The organism is Mycobacterium sp. NGS22, assembly GCF_059813095.1.
The window spans coordinates 81,574-103,836 of sequence record NZ_JCALDY010000015.1 but is presented as its reverse complement, the minus strand read 5'-3'; the positions used below and the strand labels follow the sequence as shown (position 1 = coordinate 103,836).

Sequence of the window (22,263 nt, the reverse complement as noted above, 5' to 3'; positions counted from 1 at the left end):
TCACCCTGGTGTCAGCCCCTCAGTCGAGCTCCCCCCGCCACCAGAAGGCGGACGATTTGTCCGGGAAACGTTATGGCGAAGTACTTCTCGTCACTCCCGGCGAGGCGGGGCCCCAAGCCACCGTCTACAACAGCTACCCCCTCAACGACTGTCCGGCCGAGTTGTGGTCGGCCCTCGACGCCCACACCATCGCGACCGAAAACGGCGCTGCCACAGCGCTTCTCAACGGTCCGCGCTACTGGCTGATGAACCGGATCGAAAAGACTCCGAAGGGCCCGCAGATCGTCAAGAATTTCGGCGGCATCGACATGTTGCTGCAGGCCACCGTGCTGCTGTCGTCGATGAATCCGACGCCCTACACCGTCAACCAGGTGAGCCGGAACACCGTCTTCATCTTCGACGCCGGCGAGGAGATCTACGAACTTCAGGACCCCCACGGCCGGCAATGGGTCATGCAGACCTGGAGCCAGGTCACCGATCCCGCCCTGTCGCGGGCCGACCTGCCAGGGCTCGGCGACCGGCTCAACCTGCCAACCGGATGGGCCTACCGCTCGCGCGTGCTGACCGAAGAGTTGCGCGTCGACACCACGACTCAGGCGGCCCAGGTGCTGCAGGACGACCTGACGAACAGCTATTCGCTGGCAACCTAGTCCCTGCGGTTCGCCATCCAGCTGCGATGCTTGATGGCCGCCTTACGCGCGGCCTTCGAAAGCGCCTTGTCCGACAGGTGATGCCCTAGCGCATCGAGCACCACGGCGGTCTCGGGCGCGGCATGACGCCACAGGTCCTCGAGCACCTGCAACGGTTCGTCCAGTTTGGCGAAAAAGCTGCGGAGTTTCTCCGGGTTGTCCACCTCGATTGCCAGCGAGTCAACCAATACCGTGACGTCGATGAAGCTGCCGAGGGTCGCCGCGTCGGCGCGCTCGCGGGAGATCAACCACAGCGCCGCATGTCCGGCGACCGCAGTGTCCAAGAGTTGACGAATGATCGGCTCGGATGTCTCTACGTCGAACGAATCCAGCGCCGCGAAGCCCGTAATCCGACTCGCCGCGTCATCGGAAGCCACGATGGCCTGGGTAAGCATCTGCACCCGCTCGGCCGGCGACCGGGACGGTTGCCAACCGGCCATCAAGGCGTCGCAGCTGTCCGGCATCGACACCATCGCGGCGAGCAATGTGCTGGCGTCGCTATCGGCTACGTCCTCCGCCTGCCGCAGGACGTAGCCGGCCTGGTCGAGAAAGTCGGGCAACACATGACGACCAAGCGCGGTCAGTGACACGGTGCCATCAGTCCAATAGCCCCCATACCGATGCGGTACCTCCACGCGGTCGGCCCACCGCACTGCGCCGGTTTGCTCGAGAATCTCGAAAATGCGGCTCATACAGTCCCCGACGAACCTGTCCATCAGGTTTGCATCGTCCTGCAACTGATCGTCGGTGACGGAACGGGCCCACTGCAGAATCGAATCGAACGAAAGTTGGGAGTTCCCAGGTGCGAGCAGCGGGGCCAGCCAATGCACGACCCCGTCGTCGAGCAACTCGTGGAGGTCGTCGAAATACGGATAACCGCCGGCATAGCGCAACTGCAGGGGCCCGAACTCGATGATCGTCGCAACGAGTGTCTTCGCTCGCTGCAGGATCGAGTGGGCGTTCCACGCCTTGACTGGAACCAAACGGCGCTGATGCACCCGGACCGCCCCGACGACTTTCGCGATGTCCAGGACGAAATTCAACCCGGGCAAATTGGCCGTAGTGTGTGTCCGCCAGGTCTTGTCGCCGATCTGCGGGTCCATCTCGTCGCCGGTGTCGAGCAGTTCTATCAACGCCCGACCATCGGCTAACTTCAGATTTCCTTTGGCCGTCAAGGCTTTTCCGCCCGGGCCGAGATAGTCGCGCAGCGCATCGAGCTTGGCCATCAGTGGCGCCGCCGCGGCAGCAGCCTCCACGTCGGCCATTGGCGGCGCGACGTAGACGAACGGCAACTCGTATGGCTCGGCCGGAGCCGCTTCGGGCTCTTCGCCCTCGAAGAATCTGTCGGTGAGCGCTCTGCGCTGCTCGAACGGCAGCGCGTTGAACTCGTTCATCCGCGCGTCCAGCGCGGCCTGCACCTCGGACTCGGACAGTTCGGACAGATCCAAACCATCCAGTAATGATTTGCCCATGCCGAAGTTGGCGGGATCGCTCATCTCTTCTCGCATACTCGCGACGAGATCTACGGCCAAGCGCCCGAGTCGGTTCGCCCGATCCACACCGCCGACCAACCGGCCACTGCGGGCCATGAAGTCGAAGTAGACAGAGACCGCTTCGCACAACTCGTGGGCGCTGTCGGCTGCACGAGCGACCTTGCGGGGACACCACTCGAGCAGAAATTCAGTGACGTCGCTGGCGGAGAACTCGTCGAGCTTGCGGTTGGAGTAGTGGTAGCGCCAATCCAGGAAGAGCTGGATGTCGGACGTCAGTCCGTCCGGCACGTCTCCAGAACCGCCGAGTTCATAGAGCAACTCGTCCCGGACCGCGTAATAGGCATCGTCGTCCCCGGCCTCGAAACGCAATCGCACCGCTGCGACATTAGTCGCACAGGCCGCCGGATGCTTAAAGGTACTGACCCAAGTTCGACTCGGTGTCGATGGCCCGCGACGCGCTCGACGACTTACCCGTGACCAGCGTGCGGATGTAGACGATCCGCTCGCCCTTCTTGCCCGAGATCCGTGCCCAGTCATCCGGGTTGGTGGTGTTGGGCAGGTCCTCGTTCTCGGCGAACTCGTCGACGATCGAGTCGAGCAGGTGCTGGATGCGCAGACCCGGCTGCCCGGTCTCCAGCACAGATTTGATCGCGTTCTTCTTCGCGCGGTCGACCACGTTCTGGATCATCGCCCCGGAGTTGAAGTCTTTGAAGTACATGACCTCCTTGTCACCGTTGGCGTAGGTGACCTCCAGGAACCGGTTGTCGTCGATCTCGGCGTACATCCGCTCGACGACCTTTTCGATCATCGCGGCAATGCAGGCCGACCGGTCGCCGTCGAACTCGGCCAGATCGTCGGCGTGCACCGGCAACGTCTCCACCAGGTACTTGGAGTAGATGTCCTGTGCCGCTTCGGCATCCGGGCGTTCGATCTTGATCTTGACGTCGAGACGGCCGGGCCGCAGGATCGCGGGGTCGATCATGTCCTCCCGGTTGGAGGCGCCGATCACGATGACGTTCTCGAGCCCCTCCACGCCGTCGATCTCAGACAGCAGCTGCGGGACCACGGTGGTCTCGACGTCCGACGAAACGCCGGTGCCGCGGGTGCGGAAGATCGAGTCCATCTCGTCGAAGAACACGATGACGGGTGTGCCCTCCGAAGCCTTCTCCCGCGCACGCTGGAAGATCAGCCGGATGTGGCGCTCGGTCTCACCGACGAACTTGTTCAGCAGCTCGGGACCCTTGATGTTGAGGAAGTAGGACTTCGCCTCGCGGGCGTCGTCGCCGCGCAAATCAGCCATCTTCTTGGCCAGCGAGTTGGCAACGGCCTTGGCGATCAGCGTCTTACCGCAACCGGGCGGGCCGTAGAGCAGCACACCTTTGGGCGGCCGCAGCGCGTACTCCCGGTACAGATCCTTGTGCAGGAACGGCAGCTCGACGGCGTCGCGGATCTGCTCGATCTGGCGGGTCAGGCCGCCGATGTCGGAGTAGCTGACGTCGGGAACTTCTTCGAGCACCAGGTCCTCGACCTCGGCCTTGGGGATGCGCTCGAACGCATAGCCGGCTTTGGTGTCGACCAGCAACGAGTCGCCGGGCCGCAGCCGGCGCGGCCGGCTGTCGTCGTTGAGGGCGTCGGGGTGGCCTTCTGGCAGATCCTCGGCGACGAGCGGCTCGGCCAGCCACACGATGCGCTCCTCGTCGGCGTGACCGACCACCAACGCGCGGTGACCGTCGGCGAGCACCTCGCGCAGCGTGGAGATCTCGCCGACGGATTCGAACGTCCCGGCCTCGACGACGGTGAGGGCTTCGTTGAGCCGGACCGTCTGCCCCTTCCGCAGCACGGTGGTGTCGATGTTCGGCGAGCAGGTCAGGCGCATCTTGCGACCCGAGGTGAACACGTCGACGGTTTCGTCCTCGTGAGTGCCGAGCAGGACGCCGTAGCCGCTGGGCGGCTGCCCCAACCGGTCGACTTCCTCCCGCAACGCCAACAGTTGTTGGCGGGCCTCTTTAAGAGTTTCCATTAATTTGGAATTGCGCGCGGCAAGGGAGTCGATTCGGGCTTCGAGTTGGTGCACATCGCGGGCAGAACGCGCCGAGCCTTGATGCGCGACCGCGTTGTCCAACTGTTCGCGCAGAACGGCGGCCTCGCGGCGCAGCTGTTCTAGTTCGGCAGCATCGTCGCTGGACAGGGGAATATCGCGGGATGTCTTGAAGGCTTCAGAACGCTCTGAGTCACCCATGTTGCGCTCCTTTCCCGCACCAGGAATGGCGTGGCGGATACATCCAAGCTACCGGCCAACGGCGTTCGATGTGCGCAGTCAAATGCCGTTGAAAAGTTACAAGTTGGGTCACGCTGGTAATCTCTGCTTCTACTCGGGCCGAGCGAAAGGACTTCTGTGACCGTGAAATCCCTAGCCACAGGCATTCTGATCGGCACGGCACCGGGCGTTGCGGGCCCGGGTGTGACTTACGTTGCATTCCGCTGTTTACCCACTTTTTGCGGCTAATCGCGACGGTCGCCGGGATGTCCCGAAACGTCTGCGTAACAGTAGGTGCCGCGATCGTCGTGGCCGCGCTGGGGGTCGTTGGATGCTCACGTGACACGGCGAAGACGATGGACTCGGCAAACACGCCGCCTCCGCCCCCGATGTCGAGCACCGCGGCAGCCCAGCCCAACGCCCCCCTGCCGACGCCCGAGAACCTCTCCGACGTGTTGTCCCGCCTGGCCGACCCGGCGGTGCCGGGCAGCAACAAACTGGACTTGGTGCAGGGGTCGGGCCCGGAGACCGTCGGCGCCCTCGACCGGTTCACCAACGCCGCCCGTGACGGCGGCTACCTGCCGATGACGTTTGTCGCGAACAACATCGCCTGGTCGAGTCAGAACCCATCCAACGTCATGGCCACCGTCGTGGTCACGACCGCCAATCCGCAGCACCGCGAGTTCACCTTCCCGATGGAGTTCACCGCCTTCCAGGGGGGTTGGCAGCTGTCCCGCAAGACCGCCGAGATGTTGCTGGCGATGCAGAATGCGGGGACGTTGCCACCGACGTCACCGCCGCCACCGACGTCACCGCCGCCGCCGACGTCACCGCCGCCGCCCAGCCCAGAACCTAGCCCGTCGCCGACGCCCTGATCCTCGGATGTGGATCGGGTGGCTGGAATTCGACCTGTTGCTTGGTGACGTGCGCTCGCTCAAGCAGAAGCGCTCGGTCATCCGTCCAGTGGTCGCAGAACTGCAACGCAAGTTCAGTGTGTCGGCCGCCGAGATCGGAACGCAGGATCTGCACCGGCGGGCGGGCATCGGCGTGGGCTTGGTGTCGGGCGACCGGTCTCATGTGGTCGACGTGCTCGATCGGGCCGAGCGGTTGGTGGCGGGGCATCCGGAGTTCGAGTTGCTGTCGGTGCGGCGGGGATTGAACCGCAGCGACGATTAGCCGTCGCGCCCAACCCGTTTGCGCCCCAACGGAGCCGGGGCCACCGCACCGGGCGCCAACCGGCGCATGGCGATCAGGAACGCGGTGTGCCCACGCATCGAATGCTGGGGCCGCACCGCCAACCCGACCACGTTCCAGCCGCGCTGCAACGTCTCCCAGGACCGGGGTTCGGTCCAGCACTGCTGGGCCCGCACCGCTTCCACCACTTTTGAGAGCTGGGTGACGGTGGCGACGTAGATGATCAGCACACCGCCGGCGACGACCAACCGCGCCACGGCGTCCAACACCTCCCACGGCGCCAGCATGTCCAGCACCGCCCGGTCGAAGGAGCCGTCGGGCAGGTCGGAGTCGGCCAGGTCGCTGATGACCAGTTCCCAGTTGTCCGGGGGTTGGCCATAGAACGTGTTGACGTTGCGGCGGGCATGTTCGGCATGGTCGGCGCGCTGCTCATAGGAGACGACCCGTCCCTGCGGCCCGACCGCCCGCAACAACGACAATGTCAACGCACCGGAACCGGCGCCGGCTTCCAGCACCCGTGCTCCGGGGAAGATGTCGCCTTCGTGCACGATCTGCGCGGCGTCCTTGGGGTAGATCACTTGCGGGCCGCGGGGCATGGACATGACGTAGTCGACCAGCAGCGGCCGTAGCACCAGGAACAGCGCGCCGTTGCTGGATTTGACCACGCTGCCCTGGTCCAGTCCGATGATCGCGTCGTGGGCGATGCGGCCCCGATGCGTGTGGAATTCGCCGCCCGGGGTCAGCGACATCGTGTAGTGACGGCCCTTGGCATCGGTGAGCTGGACGCGCTCGCCGGCGGTGAACGGACCGGTTGCTGACACGCCGTCCAGCGTGCCAGTCGACTCGCCGACGCGAGTGCTCGGGGCCATTTGTCGGTGTCCGGTCTTAAGCTGCGGATATGACCGAACAGCTGGCGGTGGCACCACCGGTTGCGCACAGCCCGCGACCGGCGTTGTCGCCGTCGCGGGCCGCGGATTTCAAGCAGTGCCCGCTGCTGTACCGCTTCCGGGCGATCGACCGGTTGCCCGAAGCGCCGTCGACGCCACAGCTGCGCGGTTCGGTGGTGCACGTCGCGTTGGAGCAGCTCTACGGGCTGCCCGCCGGTCAGCGCGGCCCGGACACCGCATGTTCGCTGGTAGAGCCGGCGTGGGAGCAGGTGTGCGGTCGCGACCCTGCCCTGGCCGGTGATCTGGACGCCGAGCAGCGAGCGCAGCTGCTCGACGAAGCACGCGCGCTGTTGTCGGGCTACTACCGTCTGGAGGACCCGACCCGCTTCGATCCGCAATGCTGCGAGCAGCGGGTCGAGGTCGAGCTGGCCGACGGCACCTTGTTGCGCGGCTACATCGACCGGATCGACGTCGCGGCCACCGGTGAGCTGCGCGTCGTGGACTACAAGACCGGCAAAGCCCCGCCGGAGGCGCGCGCGCTGGCCGAGTTCAAGGCCATGTTTCAGATGAAGTTCTATGCGGTGGCGCTGCTGCGCTCACGCGGGGTGCTGCCCACCCGGCTGCGGCTGATCTACCTCGCCGACGGTCAGCTGCTGGATTACACACCCGACCATGACGAGTTGCTGCGGTTCGAGAAGACCTTGATGGCCATCTGGCGGGCTATCCAATCCGCCGGCCAGACAGGCGATTTCCGACCCAGCCCGTCGCGGTTGTGCGACTGGTGTTCCCATCGGGCGCTGTGCCCGGCGTTCGGCGGCACGCCACCGCCGTACCCGGGTTGGCCGACCGAACCGGCGGCATGAGCGGAAGCTTCTATCGTCGTCTGCCCGCGGCCGGCGACGGTTACCAGCGGTTCGATTCGACCGAGTTCACCCGCAGCAACTGGGGGCCCGACCTGCAGCACGGCTCCCCGCCGTTGGCGCTGCTGACCAAAATGATCGAGGAACTCGCAGCCGGGACTGGTTTGCGGATCGGCCGGCTCAGCCTGGACATCTTGGGCGCAATCCCGGTCGCGCCGGTACAGGCCCGAGCCTGGGTGGAACGACCGGGATCGCGGGTGGCGATGATGTCCGCCGAGATGCACGCCGAACGCGCCGACGGCTCCACCCGCGCCGTGGCGCGGATGTCCGCCTGGCTGATCGCGGTCTCCGACACCTCCGACGCTTCCTCCGACCGCTATCAACCGTTGCGGGAAGGCCCGGCCCAGCCGGTCCCGGACGTCTTCGCCGACGCCGGCGGCTATTTCGACGCGATCAACTGGCGGCCGCAACGCGTCGACGACGGCGCCCCGGCGGTGTCCTGGTTCAGCCCGACGGGATTCATCGTCGACGCCGAGGAGACGACGCCGCTGCAGCGGCTGGCCGCGGTGGTGGACTGCGCGAACGGCGTCGGCAAGATCCTGGACCCGAACGAATTCGCCTTCATGAACACCGACACCGTCGTGCATCTGCATCGACTGCCCGTCGGCAACGACTTCGCGCTGCGCGCCCGCGCATCCGTCGGCCCGGACGGTGCCGGGGTGACGACGGGCGAAGTCTTCGACACCGACGGCTTCGTCGGAACCTCGGCGCAGACGCTATTGATCCAGCGGCGCTAACTCCTGAAGCACAGTCGGAATCAGCTCGCTGACCGTCGGATGGATGTGCATCGTCCGCGACAGTGTCGGGTACGGAGCTTTGGCCGACATGACGTCCAGAATGCAGTGCACGGACTCGTCGCCGCCGACACCGAAGATCGCAGCGCCGAGGATCTCCTTCGTGTCGGCGTCGACCACGACCTTCATGAAGCCTTGCGTCTCACCCTTTTCCACGGCACGACCGACCCTGGTCATCGGCCGCTTGCCGACCAGCACTGTGCGGCCGGAGTCGCGGGCCTCCTTGACCGTCATGCCGGCCCGCCCCAGCGGCGGATCGATGTAGAGCGCGTAGGTGGTGATGCGGTCACTGACCCGGCGCGGGTCCCCGTCCAGCAGGTTGGCTGCCACGATTTCGAAGTCGTTGTAGGAGGTGTGGGTGAACGCGCCTTTGCCGTTGCAGTCCCCCAACGCCCAGATGTGGTCGACGTTGGTTCTGAGCTGGTCGTCGACCTCGATGAACCCTCGGGAGTTGGTCTGCACTCCGGCCGCTTCTAAGCCCAGGTCGTCGGTGTTGGGTTGCCGCCCGACCGCGATCAGCAGGTGGCTGCCGGTCACCGGGTCGGCACCGGCACTGGGAGTCAGTTGAATGTTGTTGTCGCGCTTGGCAACTCGTACATCGTCGGCGCCGGTGACGATGTCGATCCCCTCGCCTTCCAGGATCTCGCGGATGGTCGTCGAAACGTCTTCGTCCTCACGCGACGCCAGTCGCGGTCCACGCTCGACGACGGTCACACCGGCGCCGAAGCGGCGATACATCTGCGCGAACTCCAGCGCGATGTAGCTGCCGCCGACGATGATCAGATGCTCGGGCACCGTGTCGAGATCCAGGATCGACACGTTGGTCAGGTAGTCGACCTCGGACAGACCCGGAATATCGGGGACCACGGCACGGCCACCGACGTTGAGGAAGATCCGGTCGGCTTGCAGCACGTCGTCGCCCACCCGGATGGTGTGCGGATCCTCGAAACGTGCGTGCCCACGATAGAGGGTGCAGCCGTCCATGCCGTTCAGCCAGGATTGGACGCCGCTGCGGTCTTTGAGCATGATCTCGTCTTTGCGGGCCTTGACCTTGCCCATGTCGACGCTGACGTCGCCGGTACCCACGCCGTACTCGGCGCCGCGGCGCGCCAGGTGAGCGGCGTGGGCGCTGGCCACCAGCGTCTTGGTGGGGATGCATCCGTAGTTGACGCAGGTACCGCCGACGTGCTGACGCTCGATGACCGCGACCCGCTGCCCGGCGGCGGTCAGGCGCCCCGCCAGTGGTGGTCCGGCCTGGCCGGCGCCGACGACGATCGCGTCGAAGCGTTGGGTCACAAAGCCGCTGCCGCGGCGACGATCGCGAACGCGCCCAGCACCGCGACGGCGTCTTCGAGCAGGGCGATCGGCAAATCATGACCGCCGTTCTTGGCCACCAACGCCCGTCGTGCCTGGTAGCCGCCGATAGTGCCCAGCACCGCGCCGATGACACCGGCTCCGAGTGCCTCCCATTTGTGGCCCCACGCGGTGCCGATGACCGCGCCGGCGAATCCGCCCATGATCAGCCGGACCAGGAACACCGGCGTCGCGGTGCGCGGCGGGGTCTTGGGAAGCTTGTCGTTGACCAGTTCTGCGACCGCCAGCAAACTCAAGATCACCACGGTCACCAGGTTGCCCACCCAGGACGCCCAAGTGCCGGTCAGGTTGAGCCAGCTGAGGAAGACGGCCCAGGCGACGGCGGACGGAGCCGTCAGGGAGCGCAGACCAGCAACCACTCCGATTAGCAAGGCCAACAGCAGGACGAGAACTTGCGTCACAGCATCCCTCCTGGGACAGACGTAGAGCCTGGCGACGGTCATGGGAATGCCGTGGATGCACGGGTCCCAGCGGGACGTTAACACAGCTAACCGCTTGAGAGCGGATCAGAATCGGCAGAACCTGATGTCGGAGGCCAGGATCGCCTTGGCGCCGATCACGGCGAGTTGATCCATGATGCCGTTGATATCGCGGCGCGGTACCAGGGCGCGTACCGCGACCCAGTCCGGATCGGCGAGCGGGGCGATGGTAGGCGACTCCAGGCCCGGGGTAATGGCGGTCGCCTTCTCCAGTACTGAACGCGGACAGTCGTAATCGAGCATCAGGTACTGCTGGCCGAACACCACACCCTGGACCCGAGCGACCAGTTGATCGCGCGCCGCGGAGGGTTGGCCGTCGGCGCGTTCTATCAGCACCGCCTCCGAATCACACAGCGGCTCACCGAAAGCCACCAGATCGTGCAAGCTCAGGGTGCGGCCAGAGCCCACGACGTCGGCGATTGCGTCGGCAACGCCGAGCTGCACCGAAATCTCAACTGCGCCATCGAGTCTGATGACGGTCGCGTCGATTCCGCGGTGGGCCAGGTCTTTTCGCACCAGGTTGGGGTAAGCGGTGGCGATGCGTTTACCGGCCAGGTCTGCGATCGTCCAGTCCCGGCCGGCCGGGCCGGCGTAGCGGAACCTGGACGACCCGAAACCCAGCGCCAGTCGTTCACATACAGGTGCATCGGAATCCAGCGCCAAGTCGCGTCCGGTGATGCCGAAGTCAAGTTCTCCCGAACCGACATAGATGGCAATGTCTTTGGGCCGCAGAAAGAAGAACTCGACGTTGTTGACGGGATCGATGACGGTCAGGTCTTTGGGATCGGTTCGACGGCGGTATCCGGCCTCCGACAGGATCTCGGTGGCCGGCTCGCTCAACGCGCCCTTGTTGGGCACCGCGACGCGCAACATGCTCACAGCTTCCGGTAGACGTCGTCGAGGGACAGGCCGCGCGAGATCATCAGCACCTGGGTCCAGTACAGCAATTGGCTGATCTCCTCGGCCAGCGCCTCGTCGGGCTCGTGCTCGGCGGCCAGCCACACTTCGCCGGCCTCCTCCAGGATCTTCTTGCCCAGGGTGTGCACGCCGGCGTCCAGTGCCGCCACCGTGGCGCTGCCCGGGGGTCGGGTGCGGGCACGTTCACCGAGCTCGGCGAACAGATCCTCGAAGGTCTTCACGGCCAGCGATTGTTCCATGCGCCGGCCAGCAAAGTCATATTGATATCACGCCGAGCAGACGCAAAAGCCCCTCATTTCGGCACGAAATGGGGGCTTTTGCGTCTGCTCGCGCAACCCTGGCGTCAGTCCTCGGGGTTGTAGCCCAGGTTGGGGGCCAGCCAGCGTTCCGCCTCCTGCAACGTCCAGCCCTTGCGCTTGGCGTAGTCGGCGACCTGGTCCTGGGCCATCCGGCCGACGACGAAGTACTGCGACTGCGGATGGGAGAAGTACCAGCCGCTGACCGCCGCACCAGGCCACATCGCCATCGACTCGGTCAGCTCGATGCCGGTCCGTTCGCGGACGTCCATCAACTTCCAGAGCGTCACCTTCTCGGTGTGCTCCGGGCAGGCCGGGTAACCCGGCGCGGGACGGATGCCGACGTACTTCTCGCCGATGAGTGACTCGTTGTCGAGATTCTCTTCGGGCTGGTAACCCCAGAATTCCTTGCGGACCCGTTCGTGCATCCGTTCGGCGAACGCCTCGGCCAACCGGTCGGCGATCGACTCCAGCAGAATCGCGCTGTAGTCGTCCAGGGCCGCCTTGAACTCCATGATCTTGTCCTGGCTGCCCAAGCCGGCGGTGACGGCGAACGCTCCGACGTAGTCAGTCAGACCTGTGTCCTTGGGCGCGACGAAATCGCCCAGCGACCGGTTCGGGATCCCTTCGCGGTGCTCACCCTGCTGACGCAGATTGTGCAACGTGGTCAGCACCTCGGTGCGACTGTCGTCGGTGTAGACCTCGATGTCGTCCCCCACGGCGTTCGCCGGGAAGAACCCGATCACCCCGTTGGCAGTCAGCCACTTCTCCTTGATCAGGGTGTCGAGCATCTCCTGGGCGTCGTCGTACAGCTTGCGCGCCGCCTCGCCGGTGGCGGGGTTGTTGAGGATGTCGGGGAACCGGCCCTTCATCTCCCAGGCGTTGAAGAACGGTTGCCAGTCGATGTACTCGCGCAGCTCGGCCAGGTCGTAATCCTGGAATTCTCGTACTCCAGCACCGATCGCCGGCACCGGTGGCGTGTAGCCGTCCCAATCGACCGGCGTCCGGTTGGCGCGCGCCTTCTCCAGCGTCAGCATCGGCCGCTCGTTCTTCTGGGCGTGCCGTTCGCGCAGCGACGCGTAGTCCTTCTCGGTCGCCTCCAACAGCGCCGGACGCTGCTTGTCGTCGAGCAGTGCGGCGGCCACCGGCACCGAGCGGGACGCGTCCTTCACCCAGACCACCGGACCGCTGCGACGCGGCGAAATCTTCACCGCCGTGTGGGCGCGCGAGGTGGTCGCGCCACCGATCAGCAGCGGGATCTCCAGGCCCTCGCGTTCCATCTCGACGGCGAAGTTCGCCATCTCGTCCAGCGACGGGGTGATCAGCCCGGACAGCCCGATGATGTCGGCGTCGTGCTCTTTGGCCGCGTCTAGGATCTTGCTCGCGGGCACCATCACCCCGAGGTCGATCACCTCAAAGTTGTTGCACTGCAGGACGACGCCGACGATGTTCTTGCCGATGTCGTGGACGTCGCCCTTGACGGTCGCCATCACGATGGTGCCGTTGGTGTCCTTGGAATCAGCTGTCCCGTTCTCGGCCTTCTCCTCTTCGATGAACGGCAACAGGTACGCGACGGCCTTCTTCATCACCCGGGCCGACTTCACGACCTGGGGGAGGAACATCTTGCCCGAGCCGAAGAGATCGCCGACGACGTTCATGCCGTCCATCAGCGGTCCCTCGATCACCTCGATCGGGCGGCCGCCCGCACCGGCGATCTCGGCGCGCAACTCCTCGGTGTCGGCGTCGACGTGGGCGTCGATGCCCTTGACCAAAGCGTGCGTGATCCGTTCGCGGACCGGCAGGCTGCGCCACTCGGCCGCCTGCGGATCTTCGCCCTTCTCGGACTTGTTGAACCGTTCAGCGATCTCCAGCAGCCGCTCGGCGGCATCCTCGCGACGGTTCAGGACGACGTCCTCGATGCGGTCCCGCAACTCGGGATCGATCGAGTCGTAGGGCACTAGCGCGCCGGCGTTGACGATGCCCATGTCCAGGCCGGCCTTGATGGCGTGGTAGAGGAACACCGCGTGGATCGCCTCGCGGACGGGGTTGTTGCCGCGGAACGAGAACGACACGTTCGAGATACCGCCGGAGATGTGCACCCCGGGCAGGTTTTCCTTGATCCAGGCGCAGGCTTCGATGAAGTCGATGCCGTAGGTCGCGTGCTCTTCGATGCCGGTCGCCAGCGCGAAACAGTTCGGGTCGAAGATGATGTCCTCGGCGGGGAAGCCGACCTGTTCGGTCAGGATCCGGTAGGCGCGCCCACAGATCTCCTTGCGGCGCTCCAGGTTGTCGGCCTGCCCCTGCTCGTCGAAAGCCATCACGACGACGGCGGCGCCGTATTTGCGGCACAGCTTCGCCTCGCGGATGAACTTCTCCTCGCCCTCCTTCATCGAGATCGAGTTGACGATCGGTTTGCCCTGCACATTTTTCAGCCCCGCCTCGATGACCTCCCATTTCGAGGAGTCGATCATTACCGGCACGCGGCTGATGTCGGGCTCGGCGGCGATCAGCTTGGTGAACCGGTCCATCGCGGCGACGCCGTCGATCATGCCCTCGTCCATGTTGATGTCGATCACCTGCGCGCCGACCTCGACCTGCTGCAGGGCGACCGAGAGCGCGGTGTCGTAGTCCTCGGCCTTGATCAGGTTGCGGAACCGGGCCGAGCCGGTGATATTGGTGCGCTCACCGATGTTGACGAACAGGGAGTCGTCGTCGATGTTGAGCGGCTCCAGGCCCGAAAGCCGGGTGGCCACCGGGATCTCGGGCAGCTCGCGCGGCGGCTTGCCCTCGACGACCTTGGCGATCTCGGCGATGTGCGGCGGCGCCGTTCCGCAGCAACCACCGACCAGGTTGACCAGGCCGGCCTCGGCGAACTCGGCGATGTAGGTGGCCTGACGCTCCGGGGACTCGTCGTATTCGCCGAAAGCGTTCGGCAGCCCGGCGTTCGGGTAGCAGGAGACGAAGGTGTCCGCGATCCGCGCGACCTCGGCGATGTAGGGCCTCATCTCCGGAGCACCCAGGGCGCAGTTGAGGCCCACCGCGATCGGCTTCGCGTGCCTGATCGCGTTCCAGAACGCCTCGGTCACCTGACCCGACAACGTTCGTCCCGACGCGTCGGTGATGGTGCCCGAGATGATCACCGGCCAGCGGCGTCCCCGGTCCTCGAAGAGCGTCTCGACGGCGAACACCGCGGCCTTGGCGTTCAGCGAGTCGAAGATCGTCTCGATGATCAGCAGGTCGGCACCGCCGTCGACCAGGCCGTTGGCAGCTTCGAGGTAGGCGGCGACCAACTGGTCGTAGGAGACGTTGCGGGCGCCGGGGTCGTTGACGTCCGGCGAAATCGACGCGGTCCGCGTTGTGGGTCCCAGCGCCCCGGCGACGTAGCGGGGCTTTTCCGGGGTGCTGAACTCGTCGGCGGCCTTGCGGGCCAGCGCAGCGCCGGTGTAGTTCAGCTCGTAGGCCAGCTCGGCCATGTCGTAGTCCGACAGCGAAACCGCGTTCGCGTTGAAGGTGTTGGTCTCCAGGATGTCGGCGCCGGCCTCGAGGTACTCGCGGTGAATGCCCTCGATGATCTGCGGCTGGGTGAGGTTGAGCAGATCGTTGTTGCCGACGAGATCGCTCGGCCAGTCCTTGAACCGCTCGCCGCGGTAGCCGGCCTCGTCGGGCCGGTCCCGCTGGATCGCCGTGCCCATCGCGCCGTCGATCACCATGATTCGCCGGCCGAGAGCGGCCGTGAGTTCCTCGGTGCAGTCGGGGCGGATGTTCGGCGCGAAAGTGTTCTGATCAGCGGCGTTCACGTACGTTCCTTCCGTAGCGGAAGGCGTCCTTGACTCTGCCGAGCGTGGCGGATACCAGGGGAACCCAAACCCCCCGATAGCCGTTGCAACGCCTCTCGACCAGCAAAGTCTACGTCGTCACCCGACGCCTGGACGCCCAGTGCTCGACCCGACCCACGTGGCGGTCGCGGGGCCGTTTACGCGCCCGCTCGCGGATCTGGTCGGCAATGTCGTAGTTATCAAGGTCAACTGGTTTGCAGCCGAACATATTTCGCCTCGCCCGCGTCGGTCTGCATCGGATAGCCGGGTCCTGGGGACACCGTCGTCCACCACCACGCGCCGCCGCGACAGAACGCCGGCGAGGTCGGTGTCGTACTGGTGTCGGTCAGGGTCGACCACATGCCAAGGATAGTCGGCCTATCGATCTGCAACAGGCGTTACGCCACACCGCACATGCGCATCCGGGTGGGGTCGCCACACCGTAGGCTGGCTAGGTGACTTTGCCGGATGGCGGGCCGAGCGGCGGCGACGAAACGCTGCCACGACTGCAGAACACCATCGTCGTTGCGGCCTTCGAAGGCTGGAACGACGCCGGCGACGCCGCCAGCGACGCGGTGTCACACCTGTTCGACATCTGGGACGCCACCCCGATCGTGGAGATCGACGACGAGGCCTACTACGACTACCAGGTCAATCGGCCGGTCATCCGCCAGGTCGACGGCGTCACCCGGGAGCTGGAGTGGCCGGCGATGCGGATCTCACATTGCCGACCGCCCGACAGCGAGCGCGACGTGGTCCTGATGTCCGGGGTCGAGCCGAACATGCGTTGGCGCACCTTCTGCGACGAGCTGCTGGCCGTGATCGACAAGCTCAATGTCGACACCGTGGTGATCCTCGGGGCGTTGTTGGCCGATACGCCGCACACCCGGCCGGTGCCGGTCTCGGGGGCGGCCTATTCGTCGGAGTCGGCGCGCCTGTTCGGGTTGGAGGAAACCCGCTACGAGGGACCTACCGGCATTGCCGGGGTCTTCCAATACGCCTGTGTGGCGGCCGGTATCCCGGCGGTGACATTCTGGGCGGCGGTGCCGCACTACGTGTCGCACCCGCCCAACCCGAAAGCGACGGTGGCGCTGCTGCACCGCGTCGAGGAAGTGCTCGACGTCGAGGTGCCGCTGGCCGACCTGCCGACCCAAGCCGAGGCCTGGGAGCAGGAGATCACCGAGATGGCCTCCGACGACCAGGAGCTGGCTGAGTATGTGCAGTCGCTCGAACAGCACGGCGACGCGGCCCTCGACGTCAACGAGGCGCTGGGTCAGATCGACGGCGACGCGCTGGCCGCCGAGTTCGAGCGTTACCTGAAACGCCGCCGACCGGGATTCGGTCGCTAGTCGTCTGCGCTGCCCTCGCGCAGCATGGCGATCACCGCGGGATGCTCGCCCACCAAAGCTTTGATGATGCGCCGGTTCACCGCGGGCAACCGAGCCATCCGCAGCGCGGCGCGGCGGGTCCACAGCTGGAACTTCGACGACGGCAGGAAACGCTCGGCTGCGTCGCGCCCGGCCCGCTGCTTCTCCTCGATAACCGGCCGCCACAGCCGCTCGTAGAAATCCAGCGCCCGCTCCACCGACGACGTCCGGCGCAGTTGCTCGGCCAGCACGTACGCCGCGCCGATGGCCAGCGATGCGCCCTGACCGGCCAGCAGCGACACCGCCGAGCAGGAATCGCCGATCAGCACCACCCGGTTGGAGCTCCAGCGGGGCATCCGGATCTGGGCGACCTGGTCGTAATAGATGTGTTCGGATTCCGGGCAGCGCTGCAACGCCTCGGGCACCACCCAGCCCATGCCGGCGTAGCCGTCCTGAATCGCCGCCCGCACGTCATCGGGCAGCTGTGGATCGGGTGTGCGGTGCACCGCGAACACCGCGACCCGCCCGTCGCGCAATGCGTAGAAACCCAGCTGCCGACCGATCGTGTCGGTGAGCACGACGCGGTCGGCAGTGGCGTCGCGGATCTCTGGTGACGCGAATACCCAAGCCGCAGTGTGGAATTCAAGATAATGCAGGTAGCCGGCTTCCGGTCCGAAGGCCAGTGTGCGCACGGTCGAGTGAATGCCGTCGGCGCCGATCAGCAGGTCGGCGTCCAGCTTTGAGCCGTCGTCGAGGGTGACGGTGACTCCGTCCTCGCGGTTGTCGAGGCCGACCACCGAAGTGCCGAACCGGAGCGCGACGGCCTCGGGCAGATTGTCGCGCAACACTTTTTCCAGGTCGGGCCGCATGACACTGCACAACCGGCCGCCCAATGCCCGGTCCATGTTCGCATAGGACAACACCGCGCGTTGTCGGCCCGTTTCGTCGACGAAGGCGGCCTCGTCGAAGTTGTAGCCGACGTCGCGGATCGCCGGCAGCACGCCGATCGCTTCGGCAGCGTCGTAGCCGGCGCCGAAGAAATCGATCATGTACCCCTGAGCGCGTGGCCCGCGGGCCCGCTCGAGCAGCACGACTTCGGCATCGAGGGTCGTCATGCGCTCGGCGGCGGCGAGTCCGGCGATCCCGGCGCCGCAGATGATCACCTTCACGGCATCAGGTACTCGGCGGCTTTTCCAGGCCCTGGGTGTAGGCGCTGGTGTACCGGCCGAGCGCGGCGACTTGCGCGTCCATCTTCGGCACGACCTCGGTGGCCGCCCGGGCGGTGGGCAGGGTCCCCAATTTCGTGCTCAGTACCGGCTTGAGCCATCGGAACCCGGCAACCCAGTCCGGGCAGTAGATGTGGTCCTTGCGGCCCTCGATGCCCTTGACGAACGCCGCGGCGCACTTGTTCACCGACGTCGTCTGGTTCAGCGGGAACGGCAGCTTGGACAGCAGTTCGGTGAAGGCGGGCAGATCTTCCTTGGTGTCGCGGACCAGCGCGGTGTCGATCCAGGACATGTGCGCCGAGCCGACGCCGACACCGAGCGGCGCGACCTCCAGCCGCAACGCGTTGGCCAGGTGTTCGTTGCCGGCCTTCGACATGTCGTAGGCCGCCATCCCCGGCGCGGCGGCGAACGCTGCCAGCGAGGAGACGACCAGGACATAGCCGCGGCGGTCGATGATGGCCGGCAATGCGGCGCGCACGGTGTAGAAGACTCCGAGCAGGTTGACGTCGATCACCCGCTTGAACGCCTCGGGGTCGATGTTGAGTACCGAACCGTAGCTGGCGATGCCGGCATTGGCCACGACGACGTCGAGGCCGCCGAACTTTTCGACGGCCTGGGCCACCGCGGCCTGCATGGCCGGCAGGTCGCGCACGTCGGCGACCGCGGTCAGCACCCGCCCGTCGCCGCCGAGTTCGGCAGCGATCGACTTCAGCTCCGCGTCACCGAGGTCGGTCAGGAGCAGCTTGGCGCCCTTGTTGTGCAGCCGGCGCGCTACCTCCGCGCCGATCCCCCGCCCGGCTCCCGTGATGAAGACGACCTTGTCCTGCACTGTGCCGCGCGCCCCTGTCATGGCCGAAAACGTACCACCGCGGGTTTACAGCTTCACTCCCAGCAGGGCGTCGATCGCGGTGCCCACCAATTTCGGCGCGGCCTCGTCGTGGCCGCCGTACTCCAGCGCATCAGTAGCCCAACCATCCACTGCGGCAAGGGCTTTGGGTGTGTCCAGATCGTCGGCCAGGTACCGGCGCAACCGGGCCAGCACGTCGGCGGCGTCGGGACCGGCGGGCAGCGTGGTCGCGGTGCGCCAGCGGTGCAGGCGCTCGCTCGCCTCGTCGAGCGTGGCCTGGCTCCAGGATCGGTCGGCGCGGTAGTGCCCGGCCAGCAGACCTAGCCGGACCGCAGACGGGTCGACGCCCTGGGTTCGCAGTTGCGAGACCAGCACCAGGTTGCCGCGACTCTTGGACATCTTGTACCCGTCCCAGCCGATCATTCCGGCATGCACGTAGTGGCGGGCAAATCTGCGTTCACCCGAGACGCATTCGGCGTGCGCGGCGGTGAACTCGTGGTGCGGGAAGATCAGATCGCTACCGCCACCCTGGATGTCGAGTTCGCTGCCGATGCGGCTGAGCGCGATCGCCGCGCACTCGACATGCCAGCCCGGACGGCCGGGTCCGAACGGTGACGGCCAGGACGGCTCCCCCGGGCGGTTGGCCCGCCACAACATGGCGTCGAGTTCGTCGGTCTTGCCGGGGCGGTGCGGGTCGCCGCCGCGCTGTTCGAACAGATCAAGCATGGTGTCGCGGTCGTAGCCGGACTCGTAGCCGAACTGCAGCGTGGCGTCGGCGCGGTAGTAGACGTCGGGATATTCGTCCTCGAGGACGTATGCCGCGCCGGAAGCGACCATCTTCTCGACGAGTTCGACCATCTCCGCGACGGCTTCGGTGGCCCCGACGTATTCCTGCGGCGGCAATACCCTTAGCGCGGTCATGTCCTGGCGGAACAGTTCGGTTTCCCGGTCGGCGAGGTCGCGCCAGTCGATGCCGTCGCGCTCGGCGCGTTCGAACAGCGGGTCGTCGACGTCGGTGACGTTCTGCACGTAGTGCACGTCGTGACCGAGATCCAGCCACAGCCGGTGGATCAGGTCGAACGCGAGGTAGGTGGCGGCGTGGCCGAGATGCGTGGCGTCATAGGGGGTGATGCCGCAGACGTACATGCTGGCTTTTGCGCCGGGAGTGACCGGGCGCACCTGGCGGTCGGCGGTGTCGTAGAGCCGTAGCTCGGGGCCGCGTCCGGGTAGTCCCGGGACGGGCGGAGAAGACCACGACCGCATGCGATGACTTTAGGCCGGGCGAGGAGAAGGCGGGCACTCGGTTCGACACCCGAGGGCGTAGCGCAGGCGAATGCTTTGGCTGTGAAGCCTGGGCTTTGGGTGTGAAGTCTCGGCTTTGGGTGTGAAGCCTGGGTTTTGAGCGTGCAGCCTGGGCGGAAAAAATCGCCAATCTCCGCCCTGGTTACACCCGCAACGCCACAGCTTCACACTCAAGCCGCCGACGACCGACGCCGACTCACCACCACGCCTGACGAATGGCGTCCAGCAGGATCGGCGCCACGTCCTTCCGGCACATGAGCAGGTCGGGCAGGTAGGGGTCCAGCTGGTTGTACAGCAACGGCGAGCCGTCCAGGCGCGACGCGTGCATCCCGGCGGCCAGCACCACACCCGCCGGCGCGGCCGAGTCCCATTCCCACTGACCGCCGGCGTGCACGTAGGCGTCGGCGATCCCGTCGACCACCGCCATCGCCTTGGCTCCGGCCGAGCCGATCCGGACCAGTTCGATGTCGATGAGCTGCCGCATCCGGTACAAGATGGCGGGCGGCCGGGTGGCGCTCGCGGCGACCCGGATGACGCCCGGGACGCCGACGGGCGCCGCGTCGGAAGTGACGGTGTCGCTGCGGTACACGACGTTGCCGCGGGCCGGCAGTGACACTGCGGCGTCGGTGATCTGAGTTGGCCCGTTGCCGGGGCCCCCATTGGTACGTTGCCACAGCGCGATGTGCACCGCCCAGTCGTCGCGGCCGCGGGTGGAGAACTCGCGGGTGCCGTCCAGCGGGTCGATGATCCACACCCGGTCGCACTTGAGCCGGTTCAGGTCGTCGTGAGCTTCCTCACTGAGAACCGCGTCGCCGGGGCGCTCGACCGCCAGGCGTTTCAGGATCAGCGAGTTGGCGCGCCGATCGCCGGCGTCGCCGAGCTCCCACGGATAGTCGAATCCGACCTCGTCGCGGACCGCGAGCAGCAACTCCCCGGCATCCGCGGCCAGGTCGGCGGCCAGCGCAGCGTCGGTCAGCTCACCAGCGGCCGAATTCACCGACCCAGTATCGCCGTTCAGAACGCCGGCCACGGAATCGGGCGGTGCCGATTGGGTCCGGGCATGACGGGATCGTCGAGCAGCGCGTGCGCGCGCCGGGTCAGCGCGGCGATCTCCGCACTGGTGATCCGGCCACGCAGCTGTTCGGCCAGCGGGCCGCGCAGCGCGCCGACCAGTCCGGCGACGGCTTCCAGGGTCTCGTCGTCGATCGGCTTGCCGGCCCAACCCCACAGCACAGTGCGCAGCTTGTCCTGCACGTGCAGGCTCACCCCGTGGTCGACGCCGTAGACGTTGCCGTCCAGTCCGTACAGGATGTGGCCGCCCTTGCGGTCGGCATTGTTGACAAGGATGTCGAACACGGCCATCCGGCGCAGTCGGGTGTCGTCGGCGTGCATCAGGACGACCTCGTCGCCGGCGTAGTCGTAGGCGCGCAGCACCGGCAGATATCCCGGTTGCGGCTTGCGGGCAGGAAACAGGTCCACCAGGTCGGGGTCCGCCGGCGGGTCGGAGTCGGCCGCGTCGCCGGGTTGCTGCACCCACCGCTGCAACATCCCGGGACCGGCGGGGCCGTCGCGAATGATGGTGTACGGCACGATGTTCCAGCCCAACGACTCTGACACCAGGTACGCGCCCAGCTCGCGTCCGGCCAGGGTGCCGTCGGGAAAGTCCCACAGCGGTTGCTCGCCGGCGACCGGCTTGTACACACAGTGGACGGTCTGGGCGCCCGACGATGCCTCGCAGAGAAAAGTGGCGTTGCTCGCCGAGCGGATCCGACCCAGGACGGTCAGCTCGCCGTCGCGCAACGCCGTATTTTCGTCATTCCTCGGGTTCATCGGTGGACCCGAAGAGCGCGTCGCGCCGGTAGCCGTTGGTGCGTGCGCAGATGTGTCCCTCGGGATCCAGCGGTTCGTCGCACAACGGGCACGGCGGACGGCCGGCCGAGATGACGCGGTTGGACCGGGTCGCGAACTGTCGAGCGGACTCAGGTGTCAGGAACACCCGCACCGCGTCGGGCCCTTCGTCGGTGTCGTCGAGCACCACTGAGGCATCGAACTCCGCGTCCGTGACGGCCAACAACTCGACCACCACGGTCTGCGCCTCGGAATCCCACCCCAGCCCCATCGTCCCCACCCGGAACTCGGCGTCGACCGGCATGATCAACGGGTTCAAGTCGTCGACTTCGGTGGGTTCGGGCGGCACCGGAGTGCCGAAACGCCGGTTGACTTCGAGCAGCAGGGCGCCGATGCGTTCGGCCAGCACCGCGACCTGCTGCTTCTCCAAAACCACCGAGACCACCCGGGAGTCGTGTGCGGCCTGGATGTAGAACGTGCGATTTCCGGGCTGCCCGACGGTCCCGGCCACGAAACGGTCGGGTGTGCGGAAGACGTGAATTGCGCGGGCCATGGCT

Annotated in this window: 21 protein-coding genes; 6 read left to right on the top strand and 15 right to left on the bottom strand. The window is 66.3% G+C overall.

Going from position 1 to position 22,263, the window contains the following annotated elements; all coding sequences use genetic code 11:
• Window positions 1-8: 8 nt before the first annotated feature.
• Window positions 9-650 carry a hypothetical protein gene (locus AC5Y47_RS16215; protein ID WP_499945087.1) on the top strand — a complete coding sequence of 214 codons (642 nt, stop codon included), beginning with the start codon at window positions 9-11 and terminating at the stop codon, window positions 648-650.
• Here AC5Y47_RS16215 and AC5Y47_RS16210 read toward each other — a convergent pair.
• A complete protein-coding gene (locus AC5Y47_RS16210; RefSeq protein WP_499945085.1) occupies window positions 647-2,557 on the bottom strand; it encodes a hypothetical protein in 1,911 nt (636 codons plus the stop codon). The genes AC5Y47_RS16215 and AC5Y47_RS16210 overlap by 4 nt on opposite strands.
• Before the next feature lie 34 nt (window positions 2,558-2,591).
• Window positions 2,592-4,421, bottom strand: a complete 1,830-nt coding sequence (gene arc / locus AC5Y47_RS16205) for a proteasome ATPase (protein ID WP_499945084.1) — start codon at window positions 4,419-4,421, stop codon at window positions 2,592-2,594.
• A 284-nt stretch (window positions 4,422-4,705) separates the two neighbouring features.
• Here arc and lppK point away from each other — a divergent pair, with 284 nt between their 5' ends.
• Both lppK and AC5Y47_RS16195 read left to right on the top strand, forming a co-directional pair.
• Window positions 4,706-5,314, top strand: a complete 609-nt coding sequence (gene lppK / locus AC5Y47_RS16200; RefSeq protein WP_499945083.1) for a lipoprotein LppK — start codon at window positions 4,706-4,708, stop codon at window positions 5,312-5,314.
• A gap of 7 nt (window positions 5,315-5,321) precedes the next feature.
• Window positions 5,322-5,615, top strand: a complete 294-nt coding sequence (locus AC5Y47_RS16195; RefSeq protein ID WP_499945082.1) for a DUF503 domain-containing protein — start codon at window positions 5,322-5,324, stop codon at window positions 5,613-5,615.
• Here the strand turns inward: AC5Y47_RS16195 and trmI are convergent.
• Window positions 5,612-6,454 (bottom strand): tRNA (adenine(58)-N(1))-methyltransferase TrmI, encoded by an 843-nt coding sequence (gene trmI, locus AC5Y47_RS16190; protein ID WP_499945080.1) that lies wholly within the window; start codon window positions 6,452-6,454, stop codon window positions 5,612-5,614. The genes AC5Y47_RS16195 and trmI overlap by 4 nt on opposite strands.
• 77 nt (window positions 6,455-6,531) lie before the next feature.
• Between trmI and AC5Y47_RS16185 the strand changes: the two genes are divergently transcribed.
• Both AC5Y47_RS16185 and AC5Y47_RS16180 read left to right on the top strand, forming a co-directional pair.
• The gene (locus AC5Y47_RS16185; RefSeq protein ID WP_499945079.1) at window positions 6,532-7,383 is read left to right on the top strand and encodes a RecB family exonuclease; all 852 of its coding nucleotides are present in this window, start codon (window positions 6,532-6,534) and stop codon (window positions 7,381-7,383) included.
• Window positions 7,380-8,177, top strand: coding sequence for a thioesterase family protein (locus AC5Y47_RS16180; protein ID WP_499945077.1), 798 nt, complete (start codon window positions 7,380-7,382; stop codon window positions 8,175-8,177). The genes AC5Y47_RS16185 and AC5Y47_RS16180 overlap by 4 nt, the downstream gene beginning before the upstream one ends.
• Here AC5Y47_RS16180 and AC5Y47_RS16175 read toward each other — a convergent pair.
• From AC5Y47_RS16175 to AC5Y47_RS16150, 6 genes are all read right to left on the bottom strand, one after another.
• Window positions 8,157-9,530 (bottom strand): FAD-containing oxidoreductase, encoded by a 1,374-nt coding sequence (locus AC5Y47_RS16175; RefSeq protein WP_499945075.1) that lies wholly within the window; start codon window positions 9,528-9,530, stop codon window positions 8,157-8,159. The genes AC5Y47_RS16180 and AC5Y47_RS16175 overlap by 21 nt on opposite strands.
• Window positions 9,527-10,009, bottom strand: a complete 483-nt coding sequence (locus tag AC5Y47_RS16170; RefSeq protein ID WP_499945073.1) for a glycine zipper 2TM domain-containing protein — start codon at window positions 10,007-10,009, stop codon at window positions 9,527-9,529. Before AC5Y47_RS16170 ends, AC5Y47_RS16175 begins: the two co-directional genes overlap by 4 nt.
• A gap of 105 nt (window positions 10,010-10,114) precedes the next feature.
• A complete protein-coding gene (gene hisG / locus AC5Y47_RS16165; RefSeq protein WP_499945072.1) occupies window positions 10,115-10,960 on the bottom strand; it encodes an ATP phosphoribosyltransferase in 846 nt (281 codons plus the stop codon).
• 2 nt (window positions 10,961-10,962) lie between these two features.
• Complete coding sequence (locus AC5Y47_RS16160; RefSeq protein WP_499945070.1) at window positions 10,963-11,244, bottom strand: phosphoribosyl-ATP diphosphatase; 282 nt, start codon at window positions 11,242-11,244, stop codon at window positions 10,963-10,965.
• A 104-nt stretch (window positions 11,245-11,348) separates the two neighbouring features.
• The gene (gene metH / locus AC5Y47_RS16155) at window positions 11,349-15,098 is read right to left on the bottom strand and encodes a methionine synthase (RefSeq protein ID WP_499945068.1); all 3,750 of its coding nucleotides are present in this window, start codon (window positions 15,096-15,098) and stop codon (window positions 11,349-11,351) included.
• Window positions 15,099-15,322: 224 nt separating this feature from the next.
• Entirely contained in the window at window positions 15,323-15,478 is a 156-nt protein-coding gene (locus AC5Y47_RS16150) for a hypothetical protein (protein ID WP_499945066.1), read from the bottom strand.
• A 93-nt stretch (window positions 15,479-15,571) separates the two neighbouring features.
• Here AC5Y47_RS16150 and AC5Y47_RS16145 point away from each other — a divergent pair, with 93 nt between their 5' ends.
• Entirely contained in the window at window positions 15,572-16,465 is an 894-nt protein-coding gene (locus AC5Y47_RS16145) for a PAC2 family protein (RefSeq protein WP_499945064.1), read from the top strand.
• Here AC5Y47_RS16145 and AC5Y47_RS16140 read toward each other — a convergent pair.
• From AC5Y47_RS16140 to AC5Y47_RS16115, 6 genes are all read right to left on the bottom strand, one after another.
• The gene (locus AC5Y47_RS16140; RefSeq protein WP_499945063.1) at window positions 16,462-17,652 is read right to left on the bottom strand and encodes an FAD-dependent monooxygenase; all 1,191 of its coding nucleotides are present in this window, start codon (window positions 17,650-17,652) and stop codon (window positions 16,462-16,464) included. The genes AC5Y47_RS16145 and AC5Y47_RS16140 overlap by 4 nt on opposite strands.
• Before the next feature lie 4 nt (window positions 17,653-17,656).
• Window positions 17,657-18,559: an SDR family oxidoreductase gene (locus AC5Y47_RS16135; RefSeq protein WP_499945062.1), complete on the bottom strand. Its 903-nt coding sequence runs from the start codon at window positions 18,557-18,559 to the stop codon at window positions 17,657-17,659.
• Window positions 18,560-18,583: 24 nt separating this feature from the next.
• On the bottom strand, window positions 18,584-19,819 hold the full coding sequence (mshC, locus tag AC5Y47_RS16130) for a cysteine--1-D-myo-inosityl 2-amino-2-deoxy-alpha-D-glucopyranoside ligase (protein ID WP_499945060.1): 1,236 nt from the start codon (window positions 19,817-19,819) through the stop codon (window positions 18,584-18,586).
• A 235-nt stretch (window positions 19,820-20,054) separates the two neighbouring features.
• Window positions 20,055-20,855 (bottom strand): 3'(2'),5'-bisphosphate nucleotidase CysQ, encoded by an 801-nt coding sequence (locus AC5Y47_RS16125; protein WP_499945058.1) that lies wholly within the window; start codon window positions 20,853-20,855, stop codon window positions 20,055-20,057.
• Window positions 20,856-20,872: 17 nt separating this feature from the next.
• The gene (locus AC5Y47_RS16120) at window positions 20,873-21,688 is read right to left on the bottom strand and encodes an SCO1664 family protein (RefSeq protein WP_499945056.1); all 816 of its coding nucleotides are present in this window, start codon (window positions 21,686-21,688) and stop codon (window positions 20,873-20,875) included.
• A complete protein-coding gene (locus AC5Y47_RS16115; protein ID WP_499945054.1) occupies window positions 21,672-22,259 on the bottom strand; it encodes a DUF3090 domain-containing protein in 588 nt (195 codons plus the stop codon). The genes AC5Y47_RS16120 and AC5Y47_RS16115 overlap by 17 nt, the downstream gene beginning before the upstream one ends.
• Between the last annotated feature and the right edge of the window lie 4 nt (window positions 22,260-22,263).